Consider the following 21,972-nt stretch of genomic DNA (forward strand, 5'->3'; position numbering starts at 1 on the left):
CCCGCTCAACGGCTCGCACCCGATCCACGCAAAAAAGCCCCTGATTCCAGGGGCTTTTTTGTTAGCGGGATGGCGCTCGCGCGCCATGCAAGGCTTACTCGGGGGTATTGAGCAGCGAGTGACGGCGCGAATACGCAAAATACACGATCATGCCGATCGCCAGCCAGATGCCGAAGGCGATCCAGGTGGTCTTGCTCAGGAAGGTCATCAGGGCCACGCAGAAGATGATTGCCAGTCCCGGCACCACCGGCACGCCAGGGCAGCGGAAGGCGCGCGGCAGGTCCGGACGGGTGCGACGCAACACGATCACCGCCACCGACACCAGGCAGAACGCGGCCAGGGTGCCGATGTTGATCAGCTCGGCCAGTACGCCGAGCGGCACCACGGCGGCGATCAGGCCGAACACGATGCCGACCATCCAGGTGGCAAAGAACGGGGTGCCGTATTTCGGGTGGATCTTGGCCAGGCGCTGCGGCAGCAAGCCGTCGCGCGACATGGCGAAAATCACGCGGGTCTGGCCGTAGGTCATCACCAGGATCACGGTGGTCATGCCCAGGATCGCGCCCAGGTCGACGAAGCCGGCGACCCAGTTCTGCTTGGCGAACTGCAGGGCCAGCGAGACCGGGTGATCGACGCCGGCAAACTGCTGGTAAGGCACGATGCCGGTCATGATGGCCGAGACGATCACGTACAGGATGGTGCACACCACCAGCGAGCCGATGATGCCGATTGGCAGATCGCGCTCGGGGCGCTTGACTTCTTCCGCCGCCGAGGTCACCGCATCGAAGCCGATGAAGGCGAAAAACACCAGCGCGGCCGCACTCATCGTCCCGTTCATACCGAATGGCATGAAGGGCTGCCAGTTGGCCGGCTCGACATAGCGCGCGCCGACCACGATGAACAGCAGCACCACGCCGATCTTGATCACCACCATCACGCTGTTGATGCGGGCCGATTCACGCACGCCGAACGAGAGCATGGCCGTGAGCAGCAGCATGATGATCATGGCCGGCAGGTTGAACAGGGTCTCGACGCCGGGAATCGATCCGGGCGCGGCCGTCAGCGCGACCGGCAGCTTGATCCCGAGCCCGCCGATGAGCGACTGGAAATAGCCAGACCAGCCGACCGACACGGCCGAGGTGGCCAATCCGTATTCGAGCAGCAAATCCCAGCCGATCATCCAGGCCACCACTTCGCCCATGGTGGCGTAGCTGTAGGTGTAGATCGAGCCGGCCACGGGAATGGTGGAGGCAAATTCGGCGTAGCAGAGGGCGGCGAAACCGCAGGCCATCGCGGCGATCACGAAGGACAGGGTCAGGGCCGGGCCGGCCGTCACGGCGCCGGTGCCGGTCAGCACGAAAATGCCGGTGCCGACGATGGCCCCGATGCCCATCAGTACCAGGTCAAGCGGCCCCAGCACTTTCTTCAAGCCACCGGCGGCGCGGCTTTGCGCCACCATGGCGTCCAGATTTTTCGTTCGGAAAAGGCTCATTCAATTGTCTCGCTTAAAGTCTTATGTTTTTAAGATGCCACCCAGGCAGCTTCTTTACGGCCGGGGTGTACGACTACTGCGCCCGCGATTGTAACGTACCGGGCGCGGGCATTGACGAGTTGCGGGAATAAAGATGGCGAAAAGAAAACAAAAGCGGGGGGTGAGGCGGGCATTCCCCGCACCGGACGGCGCTGGCGCGGGGGTGAAACAGGGGATCAGGCGAACAGGAAGGCGCTGTTGTCGCTGCTGTCGATGCCGGTAAGCAATACCGGTGCGTGCCCGGCGTCAGGCGGCGCCAGGTCCTGGATCGGGCTTTGCACGCCGGGGAGCTTGGCCATCTTGCCGATCACCTGTTGCACCATCGGCTGGAAAGCGAGGACATCGGTGCTGGCGCTGAGCGAGCCGAGCATGGTGCGCACGGCGGCCGCCGGGCCGGCGCCGTTGTACGCGCCGCCCAGGTTGCCCATGTCCAGGGCATAGGTAAAATTGCTCGCCACGTTGATTTTTACGCCCAGCAATTGGGCGTCGGCCTGGCCTTGTGGCGTGTTGTTCGACTGCGCGCCGGCCATGATGGCCAGCGATGCGCCGGCGCGCGTCAGGCTGCCGGTGTCGATGGCCTTGCTCCAGAATTCGAGGCCGCCCTGGTCGGGAGCCCGGTTGAGCACGTTGGCATAGATGGCCGTCACGAAGCTTTTGTTGTCGCCGCCGTACAGGGCGTTCGATTCGGCGCTGGCGCCGAACGAGTCGACCAGGCTCTTGAGCGCGGCATCGGTGCCGTAGCGCGCATTCAAGCCGCTCACGGTGGTGGGCGCTTTCAGCGCGGCCAGCTGGGCCTGGAAGCTGTTCAGGCCGCCGACATCGGCGGCGCGCCCGAAGTAGCCGATATACAGCGATTCGGCCAGGTCGACATAGGTCATGTCGAGAAAGGTCGTCTTGCCCGTGATATCGGAAAAGCGCAGTACTTCGACGTTCGACAGGACATCGTTGCCCTCGTTACGCAGGATCGAGGTCACGCTGGTGGTCTGGCCATGGCGCAGGATGCTGTAATTGACGCGCGGATTGTAAAACACGACCTGGTCGATGCCGCCGCCGCCATCGATCAGGTCGTCCACGCTGCTCCCGTACCCGACAGTCTCGTCGAGGTCGCTGCCCTTGATCCGCTGCGGCGCTTTCGCCGGCTTGTTCATGTCGGCGTACACGGTGAGCGAGGTGGTCATGTTGGTGCTGAGCTGGTTCCAGCCCGCGGAGACATAGAATTTGCCCGAATAGGGCGCGACAAAATTGATCAACAGGTCGCTGGGGTAGGCGCCATCGTACTCCAGTTCGCGGTCGACGGCGATCGCATTGCCGGCCATGTCGTACACGGTGATGCCCGACGGATCGCGCGCGCTGTCGCTGGAGATGTCGTAGGGGATGTTGGCGATCCCGTTAAAGTAAAACACGTCGTTGAACAGCAGGTGCGCCCCGTCGCTGCGGAAACTGGCCGATTCGTCCCAGTCGAACGAGTAGCCGTCGTAGCGGATCGGGTAAAAGGTCAGCAAGGGAGCGATATTCATTTGCGCCGCGCTCAGGTCGGGCAGGGTGTCGATGGTGAGGTAGGTCATGGTCGTCGTTGGGGAAGGCGAGCCCGTCCTTTACGCAGACGGGGGATTGATCGGGCAAAACAGCAGGGGCGTCGGCAGCTCGGGCGCCGCTGTGGATGCCTCGCTCACCAATCTTAACCGGCGAGTGTAGCGGATCTTATGCTCAATCAGCAACAGATATTTGTTTTTGTTAACTATTTGCCGGTGATGGGCGCGCGGCGAAGGTGGGCATGCCTGTGCCGGCGCGGGCCGGCACAGGAGAGTTAGGCGTCAATCAGGCATACATGACGGCGGGGGAGTGGCTGTCCACGCCGCTCAGGGCGATGACCGGTGCATCCGGCTGCGCGAGGGCCGGCGCATCGCCCGGGCTGGCCAGGCCGCCGGTCGAGGTTGGCAAGGAGTTTACCGCTTTCATCACCTGGGTCTGGAAGGTGAACGCGTCGGTACTGGCGGTGACCTGCTTGAGCAGCTCGCGCGCCACGGCGGCCGCGCCCAGGCCGTTGTACGCGCCGACCTTGTCTTCGGTTTCCAGGCCGTAGGTAAAGTTCGAGGCCACGCTGATCTTGTTGCCGATCAGCAGGGCGTCCAGCTTGCCCTGGGTGCTGCTGTTGGCCTGCGCCCCGGCCATGATCGACAGCGAGGCATTGGCGCGCGTGAGCGCGCCGGCGTTGATGGCATTGGTCCAGAAATCGAGACCGCCCTGGTCCGGCTCGCGCCCGAGCAAGTTGGTGTAGATCGCCCGCACGAAGGCCTTGTTGTCGCCCGAGTACAGCGCGCTCGACTCGGCGCTCGATCCGAACGAGTCGATCAGCACTTTGACGGCCGGGTCGCTGTTGTAGCGGGCGCTCAGTTCGGCCGCGCTGGACGGTGCATTGAGCTCGCCCAGGCGCGCCTGGAAGCCCTTCAGGCCGCCCGTGTCGGCCGCGCGGCCGAAGTAGCTCACGTACAGCGCCTGGGCCAGGTCGCTGTGGCGGATGTCGGTCACCTGGCCGGAGAAGGAGAGCTTTTCGACGTTGCGCAGGCTGTCCACGCCATCGTTGCCAACCAGCGAGTAGACCAGCAATTCGGCGCCGCTTTTGACGATGTCGTAATCGCCGCGCTTGCCCTGGTAGACCATGGTGTCGACCCCGCCCAGCCCGTTGACGAGGTCACTGCTTTTGGTGGCGACGAAGACGTCCACGCCATCGGTGCCGGTCAGCGTGTTGGTCGGTTTCGGTATGGTGTCGAGGTCGGCATAAACATACAGCGAGGCGCCCAGGTTCACATCGGCCGAGCCCTGGTGCCATCCTGCGTCGACGTACACCGTGCCCGAATACGGCGCGACGAATTTGGACAGGAAATCGTTGCCGTAGCCGCTGTCGCTCTCCTTGTCGACCGCGATCACTTTGCCCGATTTGTCGTACAGCCTGATCAGGAAGGGGTCGAAAAAGCTGAAGCTGAAAATATCGTAGGTGGCATTCTCGACTGCTGTGAACGCATACAGGCCGTCCAGGCTCGCGTAACGGGCGCTGGTGTACACCGAGGCCGACTGGTCCCACGAGGAGGTGGCGCTGGTCGGAACGTACGTGGCAAGCGTTAGCGTATGGGCTTGGGCAAGCTGTTGCGCTGTCAACGAGGGAAGGTAATCGATAGTGGGGTAGGCCATGGTGGTGTCCTTGTCGTTCGTCAGGGAAAGCGCCATGCCCGGCATGTCGCTCGCATCGGCTCAGTATTCCACGAGTATCGTTCAATTTCTAGATAGAAATATGTCTTTCTTGTTAATGAGCTGTTAGCAAGTGTAAGCACTGGTAAGCTTGGGTGTCCAACGGCCAATTTCGTGATGATTTAGTCTGAACAGGGACCAACGTGTTGATAAAAACGACATTAGTATAAAATATATCATTGATCTTGATAAAAATCATGACATCCGCATAAGAAACTATTATCATAGGCAATTCTTTGTGTAACTCGGAGTAGTAAAAATGTTGAACACCATGCAAACCAAGCTGTGCCTGACAGTGATCGCCGTGGCGGCCCTGGCCGGTTGCGCCACCAGCACCAAGCCCGGAGCCGTGGGAGTCACCCGCTCCCAAATGATGCTTGTGTCGGCCTCGGAAGTGGATGCGATGGCGCTGTCCAGTTTCAGCAACCAGAACCAGAAGGCAAAAAGCGAAGGTCGCCTGGTGACCAAAGGCACCGAATACAATCGCGTGGCGCGTATCGCCAAGGCCCTGCAGGTGCAGGTGCCGGTATTCCGCGATGATGCCAAGGACTGGAAATGGGAGCTGGCGCTGATCGACGCGCCGGTGCTCAACGCTTCCTGCGCTCCAGGCGGCAAGATTACCTTTTACACCGGCCTGATCCGCCAGCTCAAGTTGACCGACGATGAAATCGCGATGGTCATGGGCCACGAAATTGCCCACGCCTTGCGCGAGCACGGACGTGAACGGATGTCGCAGGCCAAAGCCACCGGTGGCTTGACCGCACTGGCCGGCGTGCTGGCCCCGAGCAAGGGCTTGCAGGTCGCGGTCGCCAGCGAGGCGACCCACTACCTGTTCACCTTGCCGAACTCGCGCGAGCATGAATCGGAAGCCGACACCATGGGCCTGGAACTGGCGGCGCGCGCCGGCTACAATCCGCGCGCGGCGATGTCGGTGTGGGAAAAGATGGCTGCCGCATCGGGCGGCGCCGGCAACGCCGAGTTTTTGTCGACCCACCCGTCCGACTCCACCCGGATCGCCTCGCTGACCGCGATGCAGCCGCGCGTGACGCCGCTGTATGATGCGGCGACCAAGCCAGAGGGGGCGGCCAAGCAAGAGGCGCCGGCCAAGCCAGAGTCGGCGACCAAGCCAGCGTCGACGACCAAGGCAGGCAAGAAGAAGTCATCCAAGTAAGTGAAGTCAATGCGCTTGCCTTGCAAGGCAAGCGCTTCTGTTCCCTATACAGTCACCATCCTCTCAGCACGCTCACTTGCCGCGCACTTAGGCAAACATGAATGCGTCCGCAATGCCGCCGACCCCGGTCAGTTCGATGAGCGGCGCGTCGCGCAGCGCCTCATGCGCAGCGAACGGCATCTCTCTTGCCTGGTCGGGCACGCCACGTGGCGGCGGCAGGGCGATCATCGCATCAATCACATCGTCCTGGAAATCGAACGCATCGGTCGTTGTCGTGACTGCCCCGAGCAGCTTGCGCGCCATGCCGGCCGCGAGGTCGCCGTCATAGCGGTTGCCCTTGTCGAACGTTTCCAGCGCCAGGGTAAAGTTCGAGGCGACGCTGATCTTCTTTTGAAGCAGCAGCGCGTCTGCCAGCCCCTGGGCGCTGGTGTTGCCCTGCGCGCCGGCCAGGATCGACAGCGAGGCGTTGGCGCGCGTGAGCGAACCGCTGTCGATCGCATTGCTCCAGAAATCGAGGCCGCCTTGGTCCGCGTCGCGGCTCAACAGGTTGTTGTAGATGGCCTTCACGAAGGCTTTGTTGTCGCCCGAGTACAGCGCTTTCGATTCGTGGCTCAATCCAAAGGAATCGATCAGGTTCTTCACCGAGGCATCCTTGGCGTAGCGCGCGCTGAAGTCGTTGACGTTGGCGGGCGCGCCCAAGGCGGCCAGCTGGGTCTGGAAGCTTTTCAGGGCGCCGACATCGGCCGCGCGGCCGAAGTAGGCGACATACAGCGACTGGGTCAGGTCGCCGTACTGCATGTCGTAACTTCCATCCGAGAAGCTCAGTTTTTCCACCGAGCGCAGGGTATCGACGTCCTTGGTGTCGGGAATCGACCAGATGCGCACCTTGTCGCCGTCCTTGATGATGTTGTACGAGGCGCGCGTGCCGGCATAGGCGACGGTATCGATGCCGCCACCGCCATCGATCAGGTCTTCGGCGCGGGTGGCGACGAAGCGGTCGGCCCAAGCGCTGCCCGTCATCGTGCTCACGGGCGGCAGCACGGGCGGCGGGGCGACGTTCTTGGTATCGACGTCGCCGAACACTTTGAGCGACACCGCCAGGCCAAGCTCGGTCTGGCCCTGGTTCCAGCCGGCGTCGACATACATCGTGCCCGAGTACTCGGCGAACAACCTGGGCAGATAATGCATGCCTGAGCTTCCATCCGTATCATTGTCGGCGCCGATCGGGCGGCCGAGATTGTCGTACACGATGATGCGGGTCGGTTCCAGGTAGCTGGTGCTGAACACATAGTATGTGACGCCCTTGACCGCGGTGAATGAAAACAGGTCGTGCTGCATCGCGCCGACCTGGTTGCTTTTTACGCTGGCCAGCTCGTCCCATGGGGTCAAGTCGACGTTCTCGTAGAACGGGTCGAACGTCAGCGGCGCGGCGCTGCCGAGCTCCTGCTGGGTCAGCGATGGTAAATTCAAAACTGGGTAAGTCATTGACATCCTTGTTGTTCGTCACGGGAAAGCGGCCTGCGCGCACGCGGCACGGCCGGGTGTCCCGGCTGCACGGGAGGTCCGGTACCTCGGCCCCGCCGACTGGCTTGTCGTCAACAGCGGGGTAGGGTAAAGGCATGCGGGCGTGGCGGGCGATCGCCCACAGCCGCTGGCCGCAGGGGCGTCGCGCCCCGACGGCTTGTTGTGATTGTTAAGTAAGCACAAATGGTATCGCAAGTTCATTAATGCGCATAGGAAATGATTATTCCCCGTGCTTACAGCGCTGAAGTGTTGTTAAGAAATAACAAAATGCGCTAGCGCCCCGCTGGAACCGCTTGCCGCCACCATTGCCCTGTGGCCGACGGCGTTACCCGAGCGCTCAGCCCTGTTTTTCGCACGAGCGTGCGTCGACTAACAGACCAATCTATGCATGCCCGGCATTCTTGATAAATTGCACGTTTTACGTAAGCGCAACACATCATTCAACGCCTTCAAAGGATGCCAACACATGAACGAGTTCAGCGACATCAAACTATCGAGGCGGGAACTGTTAATCGCAGGCGCCATCAGCGTGACAGCGGCCGGCGTGCCGGGCGCGGCCGGGGCGGTTGCCGGCGCGCCCGCCGCCGCCCCGGTGACCAACAAGGTGGCCTTCCAGGTCAACGGCAAGCGCCACGCGCTCGAGGTCGACACCCGCACCACCTTGCTCGATGTGCTGCGCGAAAACCTGCACCTGACCGGCACCAAGAAGGGTTGCGACCATGGCCAGTGCGGCGCCTGCACCGTCATCGTCGATGGCCGTCGCATCAATTCCTGCCTCAGCCTGGCGGTCATGCATGAGGGTTCCGACATCACCACCATCGAAGGCCTGGGCAACAAGGACAAGCTGCACCCGATGCAGGCCGCCTTCATCAAGCATGACGGCTACCAGTGCGGATACTGTACGCCGGGGCAGATCTGTTCGGCCGTCTCGGTCCTCAGCGAGATCAAGCAGGGCATCCCCAGTCACGTGAGCGCCGACCTGATGGCCAGGCCGCTGCTGTCGGCGGAGGAAATCCGCGAGCGCATGAGCGGCAATATCTGTCGCTGCGGGGCCTATTCGAACATCCTCGATGCGATCACCGAGGTCGCGGGGAGCGGCGCATGAAGGTGTTTACCTACCAGCGCGCCACCAGCGCCGCCGACGCCGCGTCCGCCGCCATGCGCTCTCCGGGCGCCAAATTCATCGCCGGCGGCACCAACCTGCTCGACCTGATGAAGCTCGAGATCGAAACCCCGGGACACCTGATCGATGTCAACGGCCTCGGCCTGGACAAGATCGATGCCACCCCGGATGGCGGCCTGCGCATCGGCGCCCTGGTGCGCAATACCGACCTGGCGTCCGATGAGCGGGTGCGGCGCGACTACGCTGTGCTCTCGCGCGCCTTGCTGTCGGGCGCCTCGATGCAGTTGCGGAACAAGGCGACCACCGCCGGCAACCTGCTGCAGCGCACGCGCTGCCCCTATTTTTATGACACCAACCAGCCCTGCAACAAGCGCCAGCCGGGCAGCGGCTGTTCGGCCATCGGCGGCTTCAGCCGCCAGCACGCCATTGTCGGCGCCAGCGACGCCTGCATCGCCACCCATCCGAGCGACATGGCCGTGGCCATGCGCCTGCTCGACGCCCAAGTGGAAACGGTGCGCCCCAATGGCGCCGCGCGCACGATTCCGATTGCCGACTTCCACCGCCTGCCGGGCAGCACGCCGCACATCGAGACGCTGCTCGAACCCGGTGAACTGATCACCGGCGTCACCTTGCCCAAGCCGCTCGGCGGCACGCATGTGTACCGCAAGGTGCGCGACCGTTCCTCGTACGCCTTTGCGCTGGTGTCGGTGGCCGCCGTGATCCTGCCGGACGGCGGCGGCCGGGTGGCGCTCGGCGGGGTGGCCCACAAGCCCTGGCGCATCGAAGCGGCCGAGCAAAAGATGGCCGGCGGCGCCAGGGCCGTCGCCGACCAGTTGCTGGCGGGGGCAAAAACGACGCACGACAACGCATTCAAAATCACGCTGGTCCAGCGCACGCTTCACGCGGTGCTGGCGGATGCGAAGAAAGGCTGACCATGAAGTTTTCCACACCCGCCACCACCAACCCGATCGACCAGATGAAGGTGCTCGGCCGTCCGTTTGATCGCATCGACGGCCCGGCCAAGACCACCGGCACGGCGCCCTACGCCTACGAGCAGCATGAGGCGGCGCCGAACGCCGCCTACGGCCACGTGGTCGGCGCCGGCATCGCCAAGGGCCGCATCACGTCGATCAAGCTCGATGAAGCGCGGCGCGCGCCGGGCGTGATCGCCGTCATCAGCGCCGAAAACGCCGGCGCCCTCGGCAAGGGCAAGTTCAATACCGCCAGACTGCTCGCCGGGCCGGACATCGACCATTACCACCAGGCCATTGCGCTGGTGGTGGCCGAGACGTTCGAGCAGGCGCGCGCCGCCGCCAACCTGGTCAAGGTGACGTACGCACAAGAGAAGGGCGCGTATGACCTCGCGAAGGTCAAGGGCTCGGCCACCGAGCCCAAAGGCGAGAATGCGGACACCAAGGTGGGCGACTTCGAACGCGCCTACGCCGGCGCGCCGGTCCGGCTCGACGCCACCTACCGCACGCCGGACCAGTCGCACGCGATGATGGAGCCGCACGCCTCGATCGCCTCGTGGGAAGGCGAGCAGCTGACCGTGTGGACCGCGAACCAGATGATCGACTGGACCCGCGGCGACCTGGCCAGGACGCTCGGCATCCCGAAAGAAAATGTGCGCCTGGTTTCGCCGTACATCGGTGGCGGCTTCGGCGGCAAACTGTTCCTGCGCTCGGAAGCGTTGCTGGCGGCGCTGGGCGCGCGCGCGGCCAAGCGGCCGGTAAAGGTGGCGCTGAGCCGCCCGCTGATGATCAACAACACCACGCACCGTCCGGCGACCATCCAGCGCATCCGCATCGGCGCCACGCGCGACGGCAAGATCAGCGCAATCGGCCACGAAAGCTGGTCGGGCGACCTGGCGGGCGGTCAACCCGAGACGGCGGTGATGCAAACGCGCCTGCTGTACGCCGGCGCGCACCGCATGACCAAAATGCGCCTGGCGGTGCTCGATCTGCCGGAAGGGAACGCGATGCGCGCCCCGGGCGAAGCGCCCGGCCTGATGGCGCTCGAAATCGCCATGGACGAAATGGCCGACAAGCTCAAGATCGACCCGGTCACCTTCCGCATCCTCAATGACACCAAGGTCGATCCGGAAAAACCGGGCCGGCCGTTCTCGCAACGTCGCCTGATCGACTGCCTGCGCAGCGGCGCCGACAAGTTCGGCTGGAAGGAACGCAGTGCCGAGCCGGGCAAGAAGCGTGAAGGGCGCTGGCTGATCGGCATGGGCGTGGCCAGCGCCTTCCGTAACAACCTGGTGATGAAGTCGGGGGCTCGCATTCGCCTCGACGGCAAGGGCGTGGTCACGGTGGAAACCGACATGACCGACATCGGCACCGGCAGCTACACCGTGATCGCCCAGACCGCGGCCGAGATGATGGGCGTGACGATCGAGAAGGTGGTGGTGCGCCTGGGCGACTCGCGCTTTCCGGTATCGGCCGGCTCGGGCGGGCAGTGGGGCGCCAACAGTTCCACCGCCGGCGTGTACGCGGCGTGCATGAAGATGCGCGAGGCGGTGGCGCAAAAGCTGGGGATGGACCCGGCCAAGGCCCAATTTGCCGGCGGCGCCGTCAGCGCGGGCGGCAAGAGCGTGCCGCTGGCGCAGGCCGCGCAGGGCGGCGAACTGGTGGCCGAGGACACGATGGAGTACGGCGACCTCGACAAGAAATTCCAGCAGTCGACCTTTGGCGCGCATTTTGTCGAAGTGGCGGTCGATGCAGTCACCGGCGAAACGCGGGTGCGGCGCATGCTGGCCGTGTGCGCGGCGGGACGTATCCTCAATCCGAAGTCGGCGCGCAGCCAGGTGATCGGGGCGATGACGATGGGCCTGGGCGCGGCGCTGATGGAAGAACTGGTGGTCGATATGCGCGCCGGTTTTTTTGTCAATCACGACCTGGCCGGGTATGAAGTGCCGGTGCACGCCGACGTGCCGCACCAGGAGGTGGTGTTCCTCGACGAGACCGATCCGATGTCGTCGCCGATGAAGGCCAAGGGCGTGGGCGAGCTGGGTATTTGCGGGGTGGCGGCGGCGATTGCGAATGCGGTCTACAACGCCACCGGCGTGCGCGTGCGCGACTATCCGCTCACGCTCGACAAGCTGCTGGAGAAGATGCCGGCCATGAGCTGACGCGGCTCTTCCTCGCCACGAAGAAGTGGAACAGCGCCATCGCATGCGTTATGCTGTCGCCCCACGGCGCGAACCGCAGGTTTTTCGGTTCGCCGCCGGGTCGACAGTCATAACGGGAAGATGGTCATTGTCTATGTCAAGTGAGAAGAATACGGTGGTTCCCGAGCTGGAGCCACTACCGGCGCGCCTGGCGCCACGGTTGCCGCCAACGCTGCTGGCGACCGAAACGGCATGGTCCGGCGACGCCGCCGCCAAAAAGCGGGCGCGCGAGGAACGCGATGCGCTGGTGCGCGGGGTGACGTCGATCGACGCCATGCGCGAAGCGATCAAGCGGGTCGCACGCGCGCTGCCGGTCATCGACCAAGTGCCGCGCATCGGCGTGCTCGATGCGGCGGCGTTTCGCGCGCGCGCGGCGCACGGGCTGCCATTTCTGATCACGGGCGTGGCCACGCGCTGGCCGTTGTCGTCCCTCACCCCGCAATCGCTGCGCGAGCGCTTCAGCCACGTGCCGGTGCGCGCGCGCGTGGGCGACTATATCAACACCGCTTTCGCGCCCGACCGCGCCATGCGCGATATGTCCATGCTGGAGTATCTGGAGCTGGTCGCCGCCGGCACGCAAGGCTTGCCGCCCTACCTGGGCAATCTGGAATTGCGCGAATTGAACAGCATGTGCTACTGGCCGGCGTACTTCAGCAAAATGGGGCCGCCGCGCTTCTGGCTCGGGCCGGCGGGCACGGTCACGCCGCTCCATTGCGACTACGACGACAATATCTTCGCGCAGGTTTGGGGCAGCAAGCGGATCTTCCTGGTGCCGCCGCACCACGACGAATTCCTGTATCCCAGCCAGGCCAATGCCATTTTATTCGGCTCGCCGGTCGACCCCGAGGCGCCCGATTTCGACAAATTCCCGCTGGCGCGCCAGGCAGCCATGATCGAGGTCATCGTCAATCCGGGCGACATGCTGTATGTGCCGGCAGGCTGGTATCACCAGGTGCGCGCGCTGACGTTTTCGCTCTCGGCCAACCGCTGGGCAAGGGCGATGCCGTATGCCTTGAATGAGGACCCGTCCTTGCGGCGCACGCAGGATCAGCAAAAAAGCCGGTAGATGAAGGAACTTTCGTTTGGTGCGCATTGTCTTATGAAAATGCCACTATATGAAGGGTTTACCCATGTCCACCTCGTACGAACATTTGGCCCGTCGGTTTCAGCACCAGGCACCACCATTTACAGTGTCGCGGATCAGGCCCATGCACCCGCTGTGGCGATACCTGTGGCCGTATCGTTCGGCGAACCATTTCATGCTGACGATGTGTTTCTACGTAACAATGTGGACATTGCAGGACATGTTTTTCCAGCTGCCGCCGTCCGCACGTGGCTTTACGCCGCTCGGCTTGCTGGCTTTGGTGTTCATGGCCACCATCATGATTCCGTACGATGAACTGCCGGCAAAGGTAACGATCACCACGCAGGTCCCGGCCCAGCGTCTTCTGGACGACATCGGGGAAGAAATGGCCGAGAACCGCTATGCGGTCCAGGCGTCGGCATCTGGTGAGCCCGGCCATGTACATTTCTTCCCGCAAGAAAAGACCGAATGCTGGCCCTTGTCCTGGATTGCGCAAGATGTGGATGTCTGGCTGCGCAACGACAACAAGATTGACGTCTACGGCTCCAAGGTGGATTTATCCAAGCTGGTCCATTGCCTGAAACGACGCTACAAAAGATCGCGCAGGGCAGTGGCGTAAATTTTTGCTTGGCTAGCAGCCTGTCGGACTTGGGATCGTCGGCTGCAAAAATACTGGGACGGTCCATATTTCGCCGCTTTCTCGGCCAATAGCTCGCTATTGGCACTGCGAAATCGTCAAAATCTGGCCTCGCCCAGCTATTTTTTCGCTTCGACTCCCCAAGTCCGACAGGCTGCTAGTGTCAGCCCAATGATGTTGGGCATCAACTTTGCCTGAATGCTATTATTCCCGTCTATCCACGAGCTTGCGCTCCGCCATTGACGAGGAATCCATGTCCGATTTTTACGACCGCCTGACGCCGTTTTACCACCTGATCCACCAGGACTGGCACGCCAGCGTCGCCTTGCAGGGCGAGCAGCTTGGCAAGCTCATCGACACCGAATGGCCGGGCAAGCGCAAGTTGCTGGACGTCTCCTGCGGCATCGGCACCCAGGCCATCGGACTGGCCCAGCGCGGCTTTTCGGTCAGCGCGTCCGACCTGTCCGAAAAAGAGATCGAGCGCGCCCGGCGCGAAGCGATGCTCGCCAACGCCAGCGTCGGCTTTTCGGTGTGCGACATGCGCCGCGCCCACGATCACCATGGCGGCGGTTTCGATATCGTCCTCTCCTGCGACAACTCGCTGCCGCATCTGCTCACCGATGACGACCTGCTCATCGCGCTGCGCCAGATGTTTGCCTGCCTGACGCCCGGCGGCGGCTTTTTGATGTCGATGCGCGATTACGAGCGCGAGGAGCGCGGCGTCAACCTCGTCAAGCCCTACGGCGCGCGCACCGAAGACGGCAAGCGCTATGTGCTGTTCCAGGTCTGGGATTTCGCCGGCGAACACTACGACCTGACTTTTTACTTCATCGAAGAAGACCTGGCGAGCCAGGCGGTGCAAACGCATGCGATGCGCTCGCGCTACTACGCCATCTCGACCGACAAGATGTGCGCGCTGATGCGCGAAGCCGGGTTTGACAATGTGCGCCGCATCGACGACGCCTTTTACCAGCCGATCCTGATCGGCACCCGGCCCGCATAATTGGCATGCCATTGCAAGGGCAACGACGCACCCCGCGTAAAGTAGGTGTACTGCAACACTTTGCCTCGGAGAATCTCACATTTGGTGAATAATGCGCGTTCTCCTTCTCGAAGCTGCCTATGCCGACCAGCGTTGCCCAACCTGAAGAAAAGCGCCACGGTGGTGCGCTCGTCACTGCCATCCATGGCAAATACGCCCCCTCGGTGTTGGCGCTGACGATTTTTCTAATTGTCATTATTGCAACAGCGTTCGCCTGGCAAATTGCCCGCGCCGAGCTCGAAGATCGCCAGCGCGCCGAATTTGCCTTCGAGGCGCGCCAGATGGAGCGCCGCATCGAACAGCGCATGGGCAACTACGAGCAAGTCCAACGCGGCACCCAAGCCTTTTTGCTCGGCTCGATGAAGGTCGAAAGCGCGGATTTTCGCGATTACATCGCCTCGCTGCGGCTGGAGGAAACCTATCCCGGCATCCAGGGAATTGCGCTGGTCGAACTGGTCGCGCCATCCGAACTCGACGCACATACCGCCGCGCGCCGCCGTGAAAGCCCGGGCTACACCGTCCATCCGCTGGGCGATCGGCCGGTGTTGTCGACCATTACCCGCATCGAACCTTTCACCGGCCTGAACCTGCGCGCGCTCGGCTTCGACATGCTGAGCGACCCGACCCGGCGCGCCGCCATGGAACGGGCGCGCGATACCGGCCAGTCGGCCGCCTCGGGCAAGGTGCGCCTGATTCAGGAAAACGGCCGCAACGAACAGGCCGGGCTGGTCATGTACCTGCCCGTGTACCGGCGCGATGCCCCCGCCGCCACCGTGGCCGAGCGGCGCGCCAGCATCATCGGCTGGGTTGGCGCGCCGTTCCGCATGGACGACCTGATGGCCGGCCTGGGCGGCGAACGCTCGGCCGACATCATGCTCTCGATCTACGACGGCAACGCGATCGCGGACAGCGCCAGGCTATACCGCTCGGCGCGCGAAACGCCGGCCGACATGCGGCGCCCGGCCCGTTTTTCCACCGTCGTGCGGGTGGTCGTCGCCGGCCGTCCATGGATTTTGCACATGCGCTCGGCCGCCCAGTTCGAGGCGCGCCAGGGATCGGACCGGCCGCACTTCATCGCCGTCATCGGCCTCGCCACCGGCGCCCTGCTGGCCTTGCTGGTGTGGACGCTCGCCTCCGGCCGCGGGCGCGCCGTGGCGCTGGCCGCCGACATGACGCGCCAGCTCAGCGAAAGCGAATTTCGCTGGAAGTACGCTCTGGAGGGCGCCGGCGACGGCGTCTGGGACTGGAATCGCGGCACCGGCGACATCGTCCATTCGCGCCGCTGGAAAGAAATGCTCGGCTACGGCGCCGACGAGATCGCGCCCACCGACGCCGCCTTCCAGGCGCTGATGCACGACGAGGACCGCGAGCGCGTGCTGGCCACCCTGAACGCCTACGTCGAGAGCACCGACCAGTCGTACGAATGCCAGTTCCGCCTGCGCTGCAAGAATGGCGCCTGGCGCTGGATCCGCTCGCGCGGCATGGCGGTCACGCGCGACGCCGCCGGCCACCCGCTGCGCACCATCGGCACCCACAGCGACATCACGCGCGCCAAGGCCGACGAACAAACCCTGCTCCAGGCGAACACGCGCCTGGCGGCCGAACAGCACCGGGTCAGCGTCATCCTCGACCATTCGCACGACGCCTTCGTCGCCGTCGGCGCGGACGGGCGCATCACCGACTGGAACGCCAAGGCCGAAGCCATGTTCGGCTGGCCGGCGGCAAGCGCCATCGGGCACGACCTGGCCACCCTGATCATTCCGGAAGAACTGCGCGCCGCCCACAACGCCGGGATTGCGCGCATGGTCGCCAGCGGCGCCGGCACCATGATCCGCAACGTGTTCGATGTGAGCGCGCAGCACCGTGACGGGCGCCGCGTGCCGGTCGAACTGGCCATTGCCGGCTTTGCGCAGGCATCCGGCTTCGTGATCAGCGCCTTCATGCGCGACATTTCCGGACGCAAGCTCGCCGAACAGCTCGAAGTCGAGCGCAGCCTGGCGCTGGAAGAAGCGCGCCATGCGCTCCAGCATTCGCAAAAGCTCGAAGCGGTTGGCAAGCTGACCGGCGGCGTGGCGCACGACTTCAACAATGTGCTGCATGTCATCGGCGGCAATGTCCAACTGCTCCAGCTGACCAACCGCGACGACGCACGCCTGCACAAGCGCTTGAACAGCATCCAGTCGGCGGTCGACCGTGGCGCCAAGCTGGCCGCGCAGCTGCTCGCGTTCGCGCGCCGCCAGCCGCTGCAGCCGGTGGTGCTCAACCCCCTGCAAACCTTGCAGGCCATGGACGACCTGCTGCAACGCGCGCTCGGCGAATCGGTGCGCATCAGCATCGACGCCGATGACGGGCTGTGGAACACGCTGGTCGACCCCTGCCAGTGGGAAAACGTGGTCATCAACCTGGCAATCAACGCGCGCGACGCCATGCCCGGCGGCGGCGTGCTCACCATCGGCCTGCGCAACGAGACGGTGGACGCCGCGCATGCGGGCGCGCTTGACCTGGCGCCCGGCGACTACATCCGCTTCAGCTTTGCTGATACCGGCCAGGGCATGGATGCCGAGGTGATGGCGCACGCGTTCGAGCCGTTCTTCACCACCAAGCCGGTGGGGCAGGGGACCGGCCTGGGGCTGAGCATGGCCTACGGCTTCGTCAAGCAGAGCGGTGGCCACATCGTGCTCGACAGCGTGGCGGGCGAAGGTACCGCGGTGGTGATTTACCTGCCGCGTTCAGCGCAGCGCGCCATCAGCAAGATGGGCGCGGCCGAGCAGGACGTGGTCGGCGGCGGCGAAACGGTGCTGGTGGTAGAAGACGATGCGGAAGTGCGCGCGACCACGGTGGCGACCCTGAACGAGCTTGGCTACTGCGTGCTGGAAGCGCACGACGGCGCCAGCGCGTTGGCCATGCTGCGCAGGGGGGCGTGGTTCGATCTGTCGTTTACCGACGTGGTGATGCCGGGACCGGTGTCGAGCATCGAACTGGCGATGCTGGCGCAGCGCGAGCTGCCTGGCGTGGCGGTGCTGTACACATCCGGCTACACGCGCGACGCGCTCACCACCGGCGGCAGGCTCGATGACGGCGTGCGCCTGCTCGGCAAGCCTTACCGGCGCGCGCAACTGGCGCAACACGTGCGCGACGCGCTGGCGAGCAGGATGCTGGACGCCTGAAGCGCACGACGCCATCATGCGTGCTCGCTGTCGTCTTTAACGTAGGGCTCAAGGTCACGTGGGGGCGTCGAATGCGGACGTACAGAACGCGGATGATGGAAATTGCGCGCGGGGCTATTTACAGCTCGTGTTCGCATTCCCACTGGCAGTGGCGGGTGATCGAGATGCAAACATCGCGCTCGTCGGGATTGCCCCGTTCCAGCATCGGCTTGTGGTCGTCTCGCTCACGTGAGCCATTTGGGTGTGCCTGTACGATACAATCGCCGCGCAATAGTACCCGATAACTTACACCTCACCTTTAAGCTACAAGGAATCTGATGTCCAGCAACAGCTCAGTTAAGTTCGACGTTTCCGATTGCACGCTTCGGGAGCAGTCCGAAGAGCATTTCGGCTGGAGTAACGCGAACGGCGTGTATATCGTATTACGCGTACCAAAGAGCACGAACTGGTCCTTTGACGTGCACGACATCGACACCGCCACGCGATATTTTTCTCAACAGAGCGCCAGCAATGGCGGCGTTTTACTGGAAATGGACGTCGTCTCCGTCGGTGGCCAGACCGCACTGCGCGGGTTGTTCAAGTACCGCTCGCCGCTTCCGCAGAGTATGGGAATGATGTTCGTAAGCATTCTGTGGATCCGTCTGGGCGATGCGACGGCGCAAATCAACGTTGAGTCCATCGAGCAAGGCACAACTGGCGTGCGTGAAGCGACCGTTTGCGTGATGACAGGGGAAAGCCCGGCTAGTGCTTCGCCAAACGTGCCAGTGCTGATGGACAGCATCGAAGACATGTTTGCCGACATGCGTGCGCGGCCGTTGCACGTACTTCCCTCCGACAACAGCCAATATGACCAGATGTTCCCCGACCATCCGCTTTCCAAGGTCCGCCACCGCATGGCGCAGTTGGAGGCCACATTGTCCATTGGGGCCAAGGAAGTGGCACTCGCGGCGCCAGGGCAAGCTCCGTGGTGGAAATTTTGGTGAGCCAATGTACGATCGTTCTCCCGCGCGCGCCGACATGACGCTTCTAAAAAGCCATGGCAGGATGCTGGCTGCGGTCGGCCCGGAACGGACGTTCGCCCATCCGTGGCTGACTAGGGGAATTGCGGAGCATGGCAGGTCGGCAATACGAACTACTTACTAGGAATTTATACCAATGGAACAACTCAACGACCTCATACGTGCCCAACTCAAACGCGACTTGATTCGCGATAAAGCGTTGCCGTTCGAGAAGGAATTTTGTCGGACGACCGACCTGGAACGATCGATTCTCGACCAGTTCGGTCGACCGGGAGCCGAGTTCATTGTCAGCCAACATAACCTCGTCCCGTCTTTCGATGCCGCTTGCCCGTGGCGGATTGAAGCTCTGGAGGCCGTCGATGCCGTGGACAAAGTGCTATCCCCACTTCGTAGGCTGCTTCCGAAGTTTGTATCCACACTTGAAGAGCGAATTCGATGGGTCGTGCCGGTTCGCAGTGGGAGCGATTGGAAGCTCGTTTATCTTGTTGATCGGGCACTATACGATGGCAGGCCATACTACGAACTGATTGTAGGGGGCGCCCCAAATTCCTCGCCGCGACTCTCGGATCGGGCAGAGTCCCTAGGGTGGCAAGTACCGCAAGCGATGAATAAGCTTTACAGCGTGCATGACGGCTTCGGCGTGCTTGACGGCGGAATACTTTCTAGTCGGTATCTGGTGGATCTGGGCGAGCTCATGGATCCGATCGCGAAGGAGCAAAGGTTCGTTCCCGACGATTACGAATTTCAAGATCTGCTCGAGTTCTGTCCGGATGGAGCGGGCAATTGCCAAGCATTCCACCGCAAGAGCCGTACCGATGCCGATCCGCTGACGGTCGACTGGGATCACGAGACACGCGAGATTTCTGGCGAGATGCTTTTTTTTGAGTTTGCTGATGAAAGGCTGTTGGGTCAGATTCTCGACGAAGAGTGATCTGATTTTTGCCGGCGCGGCTGACGTTTCCAGACCTGATGCTCCAAGATTCGTGACGCCCTGGTTTCAAGTATGTGTGCAGCATCAACTAGTAAGTAAATACCTTCTGCGCTACATTGTCGACCATGACCGGGCTGTAGAAATAGGTGACCGATGGCTCGGCGCCGTACTTCCCCCGCACGAATGCACGCCAGGCCGGCGTGTACATCGCTTCGGCTTGCGCCCGCGATGCCCAAACGTAGACGCCGCCCGCCGTGCCCCCGTCTTCCGAGAGCACATAGTGCTTTTGCAGCAGTCCCGGCACGTCCTGGTAGGTCGGCGCAGTGCTCAGGAAGATGGTGCGCGCTTCCTCGCGGGTGAGGGGCTTGGGTAGCGAAAACGCGGTCATGGCGATGATCATCGGTGACTCCTGCGCTCTCAGCTCAAGCTGCGATAGATAACCTGCTTCAGGCTGTCATCGTCGAACGCATCGGCATTGGTGACATGGCCATCGAAAGGGCCGATCTTGCAGACCGTGTCGCCATTGCGCAGGACGATCTGCAGTCCGTGTTCGCGTTCCCAATCGCAGTTGCAGGTGATCGAAATGTAGACGTCGCGCTCGTCGGGATCGCCCCGTTCCACCATCGGCTCGTAGCCGAACTGGATGTGGCGCCAGACCTCGGCGGGCGTGTCGATGGCAACGACACCCTCGTCCGATGCGCTCTGGCGGCTGCTCACATCGCGGTAGTACTGGAAGATATGCGCTTGCGCTGCCTTGAGCACGTCCGGGCCGCTGGACAGAAATGCGGCGATCGCGGCGTGAAAATCTTCCTGGTGCGGGTCCTCTGCATAGCCTTCGAGGACGATCTCGCACATCGCGTCATCGAGCATCTTCACCTGCATCGGCGCGCTGCAAAGCCAGTCGGTGCCTTCGTCGAGTGTCATGTCACCGAGTCCTGGAACGTTCATGTGTGCTTTCGTTGTTTGGATTTGAAGGAAAGAACGACGAGTTGCGCCTTCGTGCGCGAGGCGGCATCCCATCGTGATTATACGGGCGCCATGCCGCCTGCGCCACGCGCCGGGATGGCGCCCGGCAGCCGGGCCGGATTTATCGCCGATATCGCCGCGCTTGCCCAAGTAGCGCTATACTCGGGCTATTCCGATCACGTCCCGCCAATGAAGCTACTGCGCTCCCGTCCGATGCACGCTTGTCCGTCCCCTTGTGGCGACGGATCGCGCTCGCTCGCGCGCCATCTCGCCCGGCTCTCCCGAGCTCGGTGAGGACCATCCGGAAACAAACCCGTTTCCCGTCCTCCCGAGCCACCCTCCATCCGCATTGCCCCGTTTATCAATATCAGTGGAGTACCATCATGAGACCGAACATCATTGTGTCGTCCGTTGACATGCAACGCCTTGAAACCCTGCTCGACTCGCTGCCGGCCGCGCAGTCCGACGTCAAAAACGTGCTGCTCGACGAACTGGCGCGCGCCGAGCTGGTCGAGCCGGAGGCCATGCCGCCGGACGTCGTGACCATGAATTCGCGCGTGCGCTTTTCCCTCGACGCGCCCGCCGAGGAGTTCAGCCTGACCTTGGCCTACCCGAAAGACATGCAGCCCGATGGCGGGCATATTTCCATCCTCTCGCCGGTCGGCAATGCCCTGATCGGCCTGGCGGTGGGCGACAGCATCGACTGGCACCGTCCCGACGGCGCCAGTTTCCAGCTCACCGTGCTGGACGTCTTGTACCAGCCCGAGCGCTCTGGCGAGTTGCACCGCTGAGCGCAGCCGGATGACGACTTCCCGCCGCTTTGCTCGCGGCGCCGGTCGCCGCACCGACCTGCTGGGAGTGCATGAGCATCTCCCCGGCTTCCTGCAAGGCGCGTGGCGGGCGTCGCACCTCGACGAAGATTCCAAGCAAGGTGATTGGAAGCCGAAACGGACCGTCGTCTTTCAATGGGCGTCGTCAACATGATCGCCCCCCACTTTCGGAAAAACACATGACACTTGGAATTGATGCCTATTACATCGATGAACACGGCAAGCAGGTCGACTTGCCGCTGAGCTCGGCCCTTGGCGGCGTTGAAAGCACACGGTATTCCTTCTACGCAGGCGAAAAGGCGATTGCCGCCGGACTGGTTCTGTTTCCGCTGCTCGCTACCGAGATGTGGATCGAAGCGCGCGGGGCTGAACTGGCGATCCTCAAGCGCGAGGCGCACGTCATGCTGGGGCTTCTCGAGGATAAGGAACGAGCCTATTGGGAGTTTCGATTAGGCAATATCCTGGAAGCGATAGAACTGGCGACGCCGTATGGAGAGAACGGCATCGTGAGCATCGGCTAAAGCGTGCC

General features: G+C 63.0%; 18 protein-coding genes. 12 read left to right on the plus strand and 6 right to left on the minus strand.

Annotation, left to right across the window (positions count from 1 at the left end):
- Positions 1–94: 94 nt before the first annotated feature.
- From F2P46_RS00940 to F2P46_RS00950, 3 genes are all read right to left on the minus strand, one after another.
- The gene (locus tag F2P46_RS00940; RefSeq protein WP_166884391.1) at positions 95–1,492 is read right to left on the minus strand and encodes an amino acid permease; all 1,398 of its coding nucleotides are present in this window, start codon (positions 1,490–1,492) and stop codon (positions 95–97) included.
- A 215-nt stretch (positions 1,493–1,707) separates the two neighbouring features.
- Positions 1,708–3,096, minus strand: a complete 1,389-nt coding sequence (locus F2P46_RS00945; protein WP_166884393.1) for a DUF4214 domain-containing protein — start codon at positions 3,094–3,096, stop codon at positions 1,708–1,710.
- 253 nt (positions 3,097–3,349) lie between these two features.
- On the minus strand, positions 3,350–4,720 hold the full coding sequence (locus F2P46_RS00950) for a DUF4214 domain-containing protein (protein WP_166884394.1): 1,371 nt from the start codon (positions 4,718–4,720) through the stop codon (positions 3,350–3,352).
- Between the two features lie 316 nt (positions 4,721–5,036).
- Here F2P46_RS00950 and F2P46_RS00955 point away from each other — a divergent pair, with 316 nt between their 5' ends.
- Entirely contained in the window at positions 5,037–5,948 is a 912-nt protein-coding gene (locus tag F2P46_RS00955) for a M48 family metallopeptidase (RefSeq protein WP_208296470.1), read from the plus strand.
- An 87-nt stretch (positions 5,949–6,035) separates the two neighbouring features.
- Here the strand turns inward: F2P46_RS00955 and F2P46_RS00960 are convergent, their stop codons facing one another.
- Positions 6,036–7,433, minus strand: a complete 1,398-nt coding sequence (locus F2P46_RS00960) for a DUF4214 domain-containing protein (RefSeq protein ID WP_166884397.1) — start codon at positions 7,431–7,433, stop codon at positions 6,036–6,038.
- Between the two features lie 505 nt (positions 7,434–7,938).
- Here F2P46_RS00960 and paoA point away from each other — a divergent pair.
- The 9 genes from paoA to F2P46_RS01005 all read left to right on the plus strand — a co-directional run bounded on the left by paoA (position 7,939) and on the right by F2P46_RS01005 (position 19,647).
- A complete protein-coding gene (paoA, locus tag F2P46_RS00965) occupies positions 7,939–8,577 on the plus strand; it encodes an aldehyde dehydrogenase iron-sulfur subunit PaoA (RefSeq protein ID WP_166884398.1) in 639 nt (212 codons plus the stop codon).
- Positions 8,574–9,527, plus strand: a complete 954-nt coding sequence (locus tag F2P46_RS00970) for a xanthine dehydrogenase family protein subunit M (RefSeq protein ID WP_166884400.1) — start codon at positions 8,574–8,576, stop codon at positions 9,525–9,527. The genes paoA and F2P46_RS00970 overlap by 4 nt, the downstream gene beginning before the upstream one ends.
- A gap of 2 nt (positions 9,528–9,529) precedes the next feature.
- Positions 9,530–11,728 carry an aldehyde oxidoreductase molybdenum-binding subunit PaoC gene (paoC, locus tag F2P46_RS00975; protein ID WP_166884402.1) on the plus strand — a complete coding sequence of 733 codons (2,199 nt, stop codon included), beginning with the start codon at positions 9,530–9,532 and terminating at the stop codon, positions 11,726–11,728.
- A 133-nt stretch (positions 11,729–11,861) separates the two neighbouring features.
- On the plus strand, positions 11,862–12,833 hold the full coding sequence (locus tag F2P46_RS00980; RefSeq protein ID WP_166884696.1) for a cupin-like domain-containing protein: 972 nt from the start codon (positions 11,862–11,864) through the stop codon (positions 12,831–12,833).
- Positions 12,834–12,975: 142 nt separating this feature from the next.
- Positions 12,976–13,470, plus strand: a complete 495-nt coding sequence (locus F2P46_RS00985; protein WP_166884404.1) for a hypothetical protein — start codon at positions 12,976–12,978, stop codon at positions 13,468–13,470.
- Positions 13,471–13,741: 271 nt separating this feature from the next.
- A complete protein-coding gene (locus F2P46_RS00990; RefSeq protein ID WP_166884406.1) occupies positions 13,742–14,491 on the plus strand; it encodes a bifunctional 2-polyprenyl-6-hydroxyphenol methylase/3-demethylubiquinol 3-O-methyltransferase UbiG in 750 nt (249 codons plus the stop codon).
- A 119-nt stretch (positions 14,492–14,610) separates the two neighbouring features.
- Positions 14,611–17,697, plus strand: a complete 3,087-nt coding sequence (locus tag F2P46_RS00995) for a CHASE domain-containing protein (protein WP_166884407.1) — start codon at positions 14,611–14,613, stop codon at positions 17,695–17,697.
- Positions 17,698–18,014: 317 nt separating this feature from the next.
- Entirely contained in the window at positions 18,015–18,680 is a 666-nt protein-coding gene (locus F2P46_RS01000; protein WP_166884409.1) for a hypothetical protein, read from the plus strand.
- Positions 18,681–18,852: 172 nt separating this feature from the next.
- Positions 18,853–19,647 carry a hypothetical protein gene (locus F2P46_RS01005; RefSeq protein WP_166884411.1) on the plus strand — a complete coding sequence of 265 codons (795 nt, stop codon included), beginning with the start codon at positions 18,853–18,855 and terminating at the stop codon, positions 19,645–19,647.
- Between the two features lie 88 nt (positions 19,648–19,735).
- Here F2P46_RS01005 and F2P46_RS01010 read toward each other — a convergent pair whose 3' ends face one another.
- Entirely contained in the window at positions 19,736–20,047 is a 312-nt protein-coding gene (locus tag F2P46_RS01010) for a YdhR family protein (protein ID WP_166884413.1), read from the minus strand.
- A 17-nt stretch (positions 20,048–20,064) separates the two neighbouring features.
- On the minus strand, positions 20,065–20,595 hold the full coding sequence (locus tag F2P46_RS01015; RefSeq protein WP_166884415.1) for a hypothetical protein: 531 nt from the start codon (positions 20,593–20,595) through the stop codon (positions 20,065–20,067).
- 401 nt (positions 20,596–20,996) lie between these two features.
- Here F2P46_RS01015 and rnk point away from each other — a divergent pair, with 401 nt between their 5' ends.
- Both rnk and F2P46_RS01025 read left to right on the plus strand, forming a co-directional pair.
- Entirely contained in the window at positions 20,997–21,404 is a 408-nt protein-coding gene (gene rnk / locus F2P46_RS01020) for a nucleoside diphosphate kinase regulator (protein ID WP_166884417.1), read from the plus strand.
- A 218-nt stretch (positions 21,405–21,622) separates the two neighbouring features.
- Positions 21,623–21,964 carry a hypothetical protein gene (locus F2P46_RS01025; RefSeq protein ID WP_166884419.1) on the plus strand — a complete coding sequence of 114 codons (342 nt, stop codon included), beginning with the start codon at positions 21,623–21,625 and terminating at the stop codon, positions 21,962–21,964.
- Positions 21,965–21,972: the final 8 nt, after the last annotated feature.

This window comes from Massilia sp. CCM 8734 (assembly GCF_011682155.1).
Taxonomy (GTDB): Bacteria; Pseudomonadota; Gammaproteobacteria; order Burkholderiales; family Burkholderiaceae_D; genus Telluria_A; species Telluria_A rubra.